This window comes from Paraglaciecola arctica (assembly GCF_018861065.1).
GTDB classification, from domain to species: domain Bacteria; phylum Pseudomonadota; class Gammaproteobacteria; order Enterobacterales; family Alteromonadaceae; genus Paraglaciecola; species Paraglaciecola arctica_B.
Genome location: NZ_JAHKQO010000028.1, coordinates 110,562 through 121,036 on the forward strand (window position 1 = coordinate 110,562; position 10,475 = coordinate 121,036).

The window sequence follows — 10,475 nt, forward strand, 5'->3', positions numbered from 1 at the left end:
GCGTGGTTTACGCCCAGGCTTTTAGGATTAAGCTGTTGTTGGAAATTGATAATCCTCTAAGGATTTTCTCAATGCTAATTTATTGAGTTTTCCGGTCGCTGTGTGGGGTAACTCGTCAACAAATACCACATCATCTGGAATAGAGAGTTTATGTAGTTTTTCACGAAGAAATTCTAACATTTGTTCGGTGGTCACATTTGTACCAGCTTGGCGCACTACAACCAGTAACGGACGCTCTGTCCATTTTGGATGATAGCGACCTATGGCTGCGGCTTCCGCAACATCAGGATGACTTACCGCAGCGTTTTCAATATCTATCGAGCTGACCCATTCCCCACCGGTTTTGATTACATCTTTTGTGCGGTCGGTAATTTGCATATAACCCTGAGGGGTAATAGTCGCCACGTCTCCGGTATCAAACCATCCAAGCTCATCTACTGGGCAGCCTTCTGAACCCGGAACTTGAGATAAACCATAATAACCACTCGCGACCCAAGGACCACGAACTTTAAGTGCTCCAAACGCCACTCCATCCCATGGTAACTCTTGATTGTTTTCATCAACAATACGCATTTCGATACCAAATACACCGCGTCCTTGTAAACATTGTAAATCAATCAGCTCTTCTTCAGACAAATCATCCATGCCGGCTTTTTTACAGAAAATGGTACCTAGAGGGCTGGTTTCAGTCATGCCCCAGCCTTGAATAACTTCTACACCATGGTTGTCTTTAAAACGTTCTATGATGGTTCTTGGGCAAGCTGCGCCGCCGACACTCACTCGATTCATACTTGGAATGGTTTTGCCACTTTTTTCCAAGTAATCTAATAACCCTAACCAAATGGTAGGCACACCCGAACTGAAGGTAACGTTTTCGGTTTCAATCAGGTTTTGCAAGGCTTCGCCGTCGGCCATTTTGGGTCCTGGCATCACCATCTTAGAGCCTGCCATTAATGCAGCATAAGGCGCGCCCCAGGCGTTAACGTGAAACATTGGCACAATCGGCAATGTGGTTTCTTTATAAGATGCGGCAACCACATCTGGCATGCTACCACCCAATGCATGTAACAAAGTAGAGCGATGGCTATACACCACACCTTTAGGATTGCCTGTGGTTCCCGAGGTATAACACATAGCGCTGGCAGTATTTTCATCAAATTCAGGCCACTCAAACGAGGTAGACTGCTTGCTTAACAAGGTTTCGTAACACATCACATTAGGTAAGGTGGTAGCTGGCATATGTGCTTCATCGGTTAATATGATGTAGCCCTCAACTTTAGGAAGATGGTCTTTGAGCGCTTCTAAAAGAGGAACCACTAATAAATCTACAAAGATAAATCTATCTTCGGCATGATTGATTATGTAGTTCACTTGTTCCGGGAACAATTTAGGATTAATGGTATGGCACACCATGCCGCTGCCAGATACACCATAATAAAGCTCTAAGTGGCGATAATCGTTCCATGCTAATGTACCAATACGATCACCAAACTTAGCGCCTAACGTCACTAGAGCATTGGCCAATTGACGGCTGCGATTAGCAAAGTCTTTGTAGGTATGTCTGTGTCTAGGGTTATCCGCTGTAACCGAAACAATTTCTGAGTCTGGGAAGTTTTTGTCTGCATGACGTAATATCGAAGAAATCATCAATTGAGAATTCATCATCAAAGCTTGCATATTTTTTCCTTTAATTTACTAGTATTTTTATCAATACAAAAGGGTTAGACCACAGATGGCAATCATTGGATGAAGACTGAATTTTCAACTACTACTTATAATCCGTGTCTTCGCTTGGTTCTGTGGCTCACTATTTCTTTTTAGTCGTTCTTAGATCTAAACTTGGCGCCTACCAAGCGGTTACACCACCGTCTACTGCTACAGTTTGCCCTGTCATATAAGAATTGCCTGGAGACAATATTAATAACATTGTATTCACCACCTCTTGTGGCCTAGATAAACGTTTCATAGGTGTACCCCTCGCTAGCTGGGATTGGCCTTCTTCAGAAGCGAATTCGCCTAAAATGGCAGTCGGGCTATAAAAAGGGCAAATGGCATTACAGCGCACGCCTTTTCTAGCGTATTCCACGGCAGCGGTTCGGGTTAAACCGACTACAGCATGTTTCGCTGCTGCGTAGGCTCCACCTTTAGGTGCGCCGCCTAAACCCGCCAAAGAACTGATATTTAATACGTGCCCTTCACCTTGTTTGAGCATAGCCTCAATTTGGTATTTCATACCAAACAAGACACCATTAACGTTTACGTTAAACTGGCTGTGCATAGTTTCTTCATTTAATTTGTGCAAAGGTGTCATTTCGTGGGCAATACCTGCATTGTTCACGCCTATATCAACGCGTCCAAACTTTGCCAGAGCACTATCGACCATATTTTTACAGTCTTGTTCTTTGGATACGTCACACAACATCGCTATAGCATTATCTTGGTCTGGTAACGAAGCCAAAGTTTCATCCAAGTTTTTTTGATTGATATCACTTATCACCAACTGACATCCACGTTTGGCAAGTCCTTGCGCTAACAAACGGCCAAAACCGCCGCCTGCGCCAGTAATCAAGGCAACTTTACCGCTAAAATCTAATAACTCGTCCATCAAATGGTTCCTATTCTTTTATAACTAAATAATTAAAGTGGGTTGGCATTCATAAAGGTTAACAACACGCTAGCGAGTTCTTCACCTTTGTCTTCTTGTAAAAAATGCCCCCCTTGTTCAATAGTGGTATGGGCCTGTCCTGCGCAGCCAGGAATAAGCTTGTGCATAATTTTGTCGCCCCCTGCGGTAACCGGATCTGAATCACTAAATGCTGTGATAAAAGGCTTCTCGAATTGCTGCAATGATTGCCAGGCGCGTCTATTCGCTGGGCTTGCTGGATTATTTGGGGTAGTCGGCACCAGTAACGGAAACTGACGTACCCCGGCCTTATAGGTTTCGTCAGGAAAGGGCGCATCATATGCGGCCATTACTTCAGGGCTTAAGGGGCTAACTGTGCCGCCTTTTATAATCCCAGCGACTGGAAACACAGGTACTTCTTGAGAGTAGGATTGCCAATTTAAAAAGGCTTCACTGGCCGGATGATCGCCAGTAGGCAACATAGTGTTGGCCGCTAAAACTCGTGCAAATAAATCCGAATGTTCCGCAACCAAACGTAGCCCTAATAAACCGCCCCAATCCTGACAAACCAAAGTGATGTCCTTTAGGTTCAATTGCAGGACAACTTCACGTATCCAATCTACATGTCTTTGAAAGGTATAATCTTTGCGCTCAGTGGGTTTATCTGATTTTCCAAAACCAATCAAATCAGGGGCGATAACGCGATAACCTGCAGCGACAACTGGGTCGATCATTTTTCGGTACAAATATGACCAGCTAGGTTCGCCATGCAGCATTAACACAACATTAGCGTCTTTAGGGCCTTCATCGATATAGTGGAGTTTGAGTGAACCTCCTTCACAATCATTTACTTGTAAATAATGAGCAGGATAACAAAAGTCGGTTATGGGTTCGAAACAGTGTTCTGGAGTGGTCAAATACTGCAAGGCTTGTCTCTCGATGTAATGTTTTTGTAAACTAATTGTACTTAGAACATCAAATGTGTCACGAAAAGTCAACTTGCTCAGACTAATGCAGAATTATCCATTTAGTGAATAGATTCAAAGCTTGATCAATCTGTGTTCGAATCTATCGCTAATAATCTATGCTTATTCTGCAGTATAAAATCAATAAATTAGAATGATTGGGGCGGGTAGCCTAGTATCCGCTGATATTATTAAGCTGGTAAGAGGTCTATATGAGTCAAAATGAATCACAAGCAGCAGTCGGTTATGAGCTAATTAGTACTCCTTCTGCAAATAAAGTTGCAGCGTTATGGATGCAAAATCCCCCAGTGAATGCATTGTCAAAATCTGTACGCGTTGGATTAATTGAGCATTTAAATACAGCCATTGCTGATGAGTCTGTTGAAGTCATTGTTATTTCATCAAAACAAAACTTGTTTTCTGGTGGCGCTGATATCAGCGAATTTTCTGGTGGTGATTTAGAGCCAAACTTACCAGTAGTGTTAGATGTAATAGAAAATTCACCTAAGCCAGTTATCGCGGTTTTAAACGGTCCAGCCTTTGGCGGAGGTTTAGAAGTGGCGTTGTCTTGTCATTACAGAGTCACGTTTGGGTCGAATAAAGTAGGTTTGCCAGAAGTAAATCTCGGTATTTTACCAGGAGCGGGTGGTACTCAGCGTCTACCTCGTTTAGCTGGTGTGCAACAAGCACTTGATATGATTGTTTCTGGTCGTCCTGTTGCTGCTAAAAAACTACCTGGTGTTTTTGATGTGGTAGTGGATTCATCCGAAACATTGTTGAGCAGTGCGTTGGCATTTTGTGAAAAAGTCATTGCCGACGGTAGCAAGGTACGTAAAACCTGTGATGTAGAAATTGATGCGAGCAGCGCACCTAAAGAATTATTCGCGCAATACCGTGAAGGACTAGCAGTCAAAGCCAGAGGCTTTTTTGCTCCCGAACGTTGTATTCAAGCGGTTGAAGCGGCAGTAGAGTTACCTTTCGCTCAAGGTTTAGTTCGCGAAGGTGAGTTGTTTATGGAATGTATGCGCTCTAAAGAAGCGCGAGCGCAACAGCATTTCTTTTTTGCTGAACGTGCAGCCTCTCACGTCAAAGATTTCAATAAAGATACACCAGTAAGAGACATCAAAACGGTGGGTATTATTGGCGCAGGGACTATGGGTGGCGGTATCGCCATGAATTTTGCCAACGTGGGTATCCCCGTTATTATGCTTGAGCTTAAACAAGAAGCTTTAGATAAAGGTTTGGCGTTAATTCGTAAAAATTACGAAAATTCAGCTAAAAAAGGCAAGCTAACCGCTGAGCAAGTTGAAGAAAGAATGGCATTGTTAACGGGCTCTACTGAATATGCAGCATTGAGTGATGTGGATTTAGTCATTGAAGCTGTGTTTGAAAAAATGTCTGTTAAACAAGAAGTCTTTAAAGCACTAGATGCGGTATGTAAGCCTGGCGCAATTTTGGCGTCTAATACTTCAACTTTGGATATTGATGAAATTGGTGAAGCCACTAAACGTCCAGAAGACGTGATTGGTTTACATTTCTTTAGTCCAGCCAATGTTATGAAGTTATTGGAAGTGGTTAAAACCAGCAAAACCTCTCCTGAAGTGATTAAAACAACCATGAAAATGGCGAAAAAGATCAACAAGGTCGCGGTTTTAGTTGGGGTATGTTTTGGATTTGTGGGTAACCGTATGATCGAAACCTATGGCCGCGAAGCCAACCGCATGATGTTAGAAGGCGCTACCCCTGAGCATGTAGATAAGGTTATTTATGACTTTGGTCTACCTATGGGTCCTTTCACTATGGGTGACATGGCCGGGCAAGATATTGGTGCCTTTGTGCGTGAATCACGTCGCGAATTTATCAAACACGATCCAACCTACTGCATACTCGCTGACAAGTTAGTTGAGCAGGGCAGAGTGGGCTTAAAATGCGGCAAAGGTGTCTACTTGTATGAAGCAGGTAGCCGCAAACCTATTCCTGATCCTAGTGTACTTGAGTTAGCTAAATCTGAAGCGGCTCGCCTAGGTATAGCTCAGCGTGACATAAGTGACCAAGAAATCATCGAGCGTATTATATTTCCTATGATTAACGAAGGGGCTTTGATCTTGGAAGAAGGTATTGCAGCCAAGTCCAGCGATATAGACGTTATTTATGTGTACGGCTATGGCTTCCCTGTTTATCGCGGTGGCCCGATGCAATATGCCGATGAAATTGGTGTAAAAACCGTATATGACGCTATGTGCAAGTATCGGGATGAACTGGGTGAACACGGTAAAAATTGGTTTGAACCCGCACCGTTACTGAAAAAATTAGCAGAGCAAGGCAAACGATTCGCTGACCTTTAGTGTCAGATATTTGCCTTACAATTAACGAATTTAAGCATTTTTAAAAAGAGAAATTTATGAAAGAAGCAGTCATAGTATCAACCGCTAGAACTCCAATTGGCCGTGCCTATAAAGGTGCATTTAATAATCTTGAAGCGCCAAGTTTGGGTGGCCACGCTATTCGTGAAGCGGTAAGAAAGTCTGGAATCGATCCTGCCAGTGTTGATGATGTCATTATGGGCAGCGCATTAACCCAAGGTAGTGGTAGTATGAATATTGGTCGTCTTGCTGGGCTTGCTGGTGGACTACCCACTTCAGTCTCAGGTATGACGCTAGATCGCCAATGTAGCTCAGGTATGTACGCCATAGCTACAGCTGCAAAACATGTCATTACTGACAATGTGCCAGTAATGGTTGCGGGTGGATTAGATTCTATCAGTTTGGTGCAAAACAAATTCATGAACACTCACCGCATGGTGGATCCAGCTTTGGCTAAAATGCATAAAGATATTTATATGCCAATGTTGCAAACTGCTGAAGTCGTCGCTGCGAGATACGGTATTAATCGTGACGTGCAAGATGAATATGCGTATCAAAGCCAAATGCGCACTGCTGCTGCTCAAGCTGCAGGTAAATTTGACGATGAGATAGTGCCAGTAACGGCAACTAAAGTAGTAGTGGATCGTGAGACGAAAGAAGAAAGTTTCCACGAAGTCACCCTAAGTAAAGACGAAGGCAACCGCGCTGAAACAACTTTAGAAGGTTTGAAAAATTTAAAACCGGTAATTGAAGGTGGTGTGATAACCGCGGGTAATGCTAGCCAATTGTCTGACGGTGCCTCTGCCAGCGTTATCATGAGTAGCAAACTTGCTGAACAACAAAACTTGACTCCATTGGGTGCCTATCGCGGCATTGCTGTAGCAGGTTGTGAACCAGATGAAATGGGAATCGGTCCAGTTTTCGCTATTCCAAAATTACTCAAGCAACACGGCTTAACCATGAACGACATTGGTTTATGGGAGCTTAACGAAGCTTTCGCTGTGCAAGTGTTATATTGCCGTGACAAATTAGGTATTGATGACAGTATTCTAAACGTTAACGGTGGTGCTATTTCAATAGGTCACCCTTATGGTATGAGTGGTGCGCGTATGGTCGGTCACGCCTTAATTGAAGGTAAACGTCGTGGTGCTAAATATGTAGTCTGTACTATGTGTATTGGTGGCGGTATGGGTGCTGCAGGTTTATTTGAAGTTTACTAGATTTAGAACTTCAGGCTTGGTGACAAACGAAGCCAAAGATATGTAAAGATTTAAGAGGTTAGAGTTATGCAATATTTTAAGGCCCCACAAAAAGAAGCCTTATTCGTGATGAACGAATTATTAGGTTATGAAAAACATTATGCGGATTTGGGTTATTCTGAAGCCACACCAGATATGGTTGAAGCGATTTTCTCAGAAGCGGCCAAATTTGCCGAAAATGTATTGGCTCCTATTAATGCTAGCGGTGATGCCGAAGGCTGTACATGGGACGATGGAGTGGTTACGACTCCTACTGGTTTTAAAGAAGCGTACCAGCAATATGTTGACGGTGGCTGGACTGGAATGGCGCATCCTGAAGAGTTTGGTGGTCAAGGTCTTCCTTATTCGTTAAATAGTGTGATGGCAGAGTGGTTTTCCTCAGCTAATCATTCTTGGGCAATGTACCCGGGTTTAAGTCAAGGTTGTATTGAAACCTTAAAAGAGCACGGCACGCCTGAACAGCAAAAAATGTTTTTACACAACCTAGTAGGCGGCAGTTGGACAGGCACCATGTGTTTGACCGAACCTCATTGTGGGTCGGATTTAGGGATGCTGAAATGTAAAGCTGAACCTAACGCTGACGGCACCTATAGCTTGACGGGTACCAAGATTTTTATCTCGGCCGGTGAGCACGACATGTCTGAAAATATTGTACATATTGTTATTGCACGTTTACCCGATGCACCTAGCGGAACAAAAGGCATTTCACTATTTGTGGTGCCTAAGTTTCATGCGGGTCCTGAAGGTGAGAAATTAGAGCGAAATGCGGTGTCTTGTGGTTCGATTGAACACAAAATGGGTATAAAAGGTTCGGCAACTTGTGTCATTAATTTTGATGGCGCCAAAGGTTATTTAGTGGGCACTGAAAATCGTGGCCTGAACTGCATGTTCACATTTATGAACACAGCGCGAATTGGTACAGGTTTAGAAGGTTTGTCAGCCTCTGAAGCCGCTTTTCAAGGCGCGTTGTCTTACGCTAAAGATCGTTTGCAATTTAGAGCTATGACTGGCGTTAAAAATCCTGACGGTCCTGCAGATGCGATTATTAATCATCCAGATGTTCGGCGTATGTTGTTGACTCAAAAAGCCTTCGCTGAAGGCAATAGAGCGTTAGCGATATATGCAATGCAATTGGTTGATATTACACATGTCAGCGAAGATGAAGCGGCTAAGAAATTAGCTGAAGCTAAATTGGCGTTGTTAACACCTATCGTTAAAGCATTCCTCACTGAAACGGCTCAAGAGTCCACTAGTTATGGAATGCAGGTTTATGGTGGTCATGGCTTTATAGCAGAATGGGGCATGGAACAACTTGCTCGTGATACCCGTATTTGTACTATGTACGAAGGCACCACAGGTATTCAAGCTATTGATTTGTTAGCTAGAAAAGTAGTGGGTTCTAATGGCAAGTTGTTGAATATATTTACTGATGAAGTCAAAGAATATTGTAAGAGTATTCGTGATAAAAGTCTGTTTAATGCCTGGTCTAACAGTATCGATAAACATTGCGATGAATGGCATCAAATAACTGAAGACATTATGCAACGCGCTGCCAAAAGCCCAGCAGAACTGGGTGCCGCCTCTGTTGATTACTTAATGTATTCTGGTTACGTAGTCGTAGGGTATTTTTGGCTTAAAATGGCTGTTGTTGCACAACAAAAACTTGATGAAGGTACGAACGATCCAGAATTTTACAAAGCAAAATTACATACCGCTAAGTTCTATTTTGACCGTTTATTGACTCGTACACGTTCTCTAGTTTCTGCCATGGAATCTGGTGCAGATAACTTGATGAATATGGAAGAGGAACAATTTAATATTGTTTAAGCTTTTGGGGCAATTCCCCGTATAAAATAATAAAAAGCTAAGCAGGGAAATATAACAAGCGGACAATGTTAATTGTCCGCTTTTTTTTGTTATTTTTTGAGTCAATAATTGGTGAGCCTTATCATGAAACATCACACAGTCGACATTGAAAACGTCAATATACACTATGTAGAAGCCGTGACATCAGCTAACAAAGCCCAACAAACTATGGTTTTTTTACATGGTTTTCCTGAATACTGGGGTACATGGCACGCACAATTAGATTACTTTTCGAATGATTATCGGGTCATAGCGCCTGATCTTCCTGGTTATAATTTAAGTGATAAACCACAACAACAGTCATTTTTTGAAGTGCCTAATCTAATACAATTTATTGCTAAATTTATAAAAAGTGTGGCGCCACAGGATAAAGTTATTCTCGTGGCACATGATTGGGGCGGTGCAATTGCATGGCCTCTCGCTGCGTTTTTTCCTCACCTTGTCGAAAAGCTTGTCATTCTCAATGCAGCGCATCCAAGCATTTTTACACGGGAAATGATATCGAATCCCCAACAACGTCAAAAAAGTGAATATATCCACGAATTGATAGCAGCTGACGGCGAGCAAAAACTATCGCAGAATCATTTCCAATATCTAAAAGATAAAATTTTTGCAGGTATGCGCGAAGGCACTTTAACCGAGTCACAACGTATTGCCTATGAATCGGTATGGGCACAACCTGGTGCAGTAAACGGCATGTTGCAATACTATCGAGCCATGCCTCAACTTGCGCCATCTGAGAAAGCCTCAGATAACACCAATGGGCCAGTAGTGGCGGCAACTAAAATGAAAATCCCGAATATCCGTATTGATTGTCCCACACTCATATTGTGGGGTGAGCAAGATCAGGCCTTTGTGAAAGAAAATGTTGTAGGGGTAGAGGAGTATGTGCCTAATCTGCAAATTAAACGCTTTCCCAATGCCAGTCATTGGTTACAACACGAATTACCGAACCAAGTGAATCAGGAAATTGATAATTTTCTTAAATAACCTGAGCTCGGGATAAGAAATGTCGACAACAAAAAAATTAGTTAAATTTCAATGAGATACGAACTTCATCGATACTTGTTGACGGTCAATTTGGGGCAAAAATAGCGTCGCTTACAGGCGTTGGTTAACCCGAGTTCAGGTTAAATAATATTAACGAGTGCTTTCTGACAGGTAAAAAAATAGCCTCAAAAGAGGCCATTTTTAAAGGTAAGTTGCTTCTTTTTTAAGAGATCACGACTTACCAACCATGTTGAACGTTTAGTTCGTTCTAGAACAATTCTTTTAAGCTTATATTCTGTCGTTTAATGCAGCCACGATAGGAGAAGCATCTAAGCCATTTTCAGAGGCCCAAGCTAGTACAGTTTTACCGTCTTTTTCTGGAGAGCTTAAGTCACCCTTAGGCATTTTT

At 42.6% G+C, this 10,475-nt stretch carries 7 protein-coding genes and 1 pseudogene; 4 read left to right on the forward strand and 4 right to left on the reverse strand.

The genetic code is table 11. The features are described from left to right. Window positions 1–27: 27 nt before the first annotated feature. From KO534_RS10760 to KO534_RS10770, 3 genes are all read right to left on the reverse strand, one after another. Window positions 28–1,677: a long-chain-fatty-acid--CoA ligase gene (locus tag KO534_RS10760; protein ID WP_215929658.1), complete on the reverse strand. Its 1,650-nt coding sequence runs from the start codon at window positions 1,675–1,677 to the stop codon at window positions 28–30. A gap of 169 nt (window positions 1,678–1,846) precedes the next feature. Further along, window positions 1,847–2,605 carry an SDR family NAD(P)-dependent oxidoreductase gene (locus KO534_RS10765; RefSeq protein ID WP_215929659.1) on the reverse strand — a complete coding sequence of 253 codons (759 nt, stop codon included), beginning with the start codon at window positions 2,603–2,605 and terminating at the stop codon, window positions 1,847–1,849. Between the two features lie 32 nt (window positions 2,606–2,637). After that, entirely contained in the window at window positions 2,638–3,549 is a 912-nt protein-coding gene (locus KO534_RS10770; protein ID WP_215929660.1) for a haloalkane dehalogenase, read from the reverse strand. Window positions 3,550–3,881: 332 nt separating this feature from the next. Between KO534_RS10770 and KO534_RS10775 the strand changes: the two genes are divergently transcribed. The 4 genes from KO534_RS10775 to KO534_RS10790 all read left to right on the forward strand — a co-directional run bounded on the left by KO534_RS10775 (window position 3,882) and on the right by KO534_RS10790 (window position 10,066). Further along, window positions 3,882–5,933 carry a 3-hydroxyacyl-CoA dehydrogenase NAD-binding domain-containing protein gene (locus KO534_RS10775; protein WP_436836582.1) on the forward strand — a complete coding sequence of 684 codons (2,052 nt, stop codon included), beginning with the start codon at window positions 3,882–3,884 and terminating at the stop codon, window positions 5,931–5,933. Window positions 5,934–5,989: 56 nt separating this feature from the next. Continuing rightward, a complete protein-coding gene (locus KO534_RS10780) occupies window positions 5,990–7,171 on the forward strand; it encodes an acetyl-CoA C-acyltransferase (protein WP_215929662.1) in 1,182 nt (393 codons plus the stop codon). 66 nt (window positions 7,172–7,237) lie between these two features. After that, window positions 7,238–9,037 carry an acyl-CoA dehydrogenase C-terminal domain-containing protein gene (locus KO534_RS10785; protein WP_215929663.1) on the forward strand — a complete coding sequence of 600 codons (1,800 nt, stop codon included), beginning with the start codon at window positions 7,238–7,240 and terminating at the stop codon, window positions 9,035–9,037. 123 nt (window positions 9,038–9,160) lie between these two features. Beyond that, window positions 9,161–10,066 (forward strand): alpha/beta fold hydrolase, encoded by a 906-nt coding sequence (locus KO534_RS10790; protein WP_215929664.1) that lies wholly within the window; start codon window positions 9,161–9,163, stop codon window positions 10,064–10,066. 288 nt (window positions 10,067–10,354) lie between these two features. Here KO534_RS10790 and KO534_RS23865 read toward each other — a convergent pair. Then, window positions 10,355–10,475 (reverse strand): annotated as a pseudogene (locus KO534_RS23865) (DUF3718 domain-containing protein); the annotation flags it as partial.

Coding starts and splice junctions, on each gene's coding strand:
- KO534_RS10760 (WP_215929658.1), bottom strand. CDS start 1,677: ATGCAAGCTTTGATGATGAATTCTCAATTGATGATTTCTTCGATATTA.
- KO534_RS10790 (WP_215929664.1), top strand. CDS start 9,161: ATGAAACATCACACAGTCGACATTGAAAACGTCAATATACACTATGTA.
- KO534_RS10775 (WP_436836582.1), top strand. CDS start 3,882: ATGCAAAATCCCCCAGTGAATGCATTGTCAAAATCTGTACGCGTTGGA.
- KO534_RS10785 (WP_215929663.1), top strand. CDS start 7,238: ATGCAATATTTTAAGGCCCCACAAAAAGAAGCCTTATTCGTGATGAAC.
- KO534_RS10765 (WP_215929659.1), bottom strand. CDS start 2,605: ATGGACGAGTTATTAGATTTTAGCGGTAAAGTTGCCTTGATTACTGGC.
- KO534_RS10780 (WP_215929662.1), top strand. CDS start 5,990: ATGAAAGAAGCAGTCATAGTATCAACCGCTAGAACTCCAATTGGCCGT.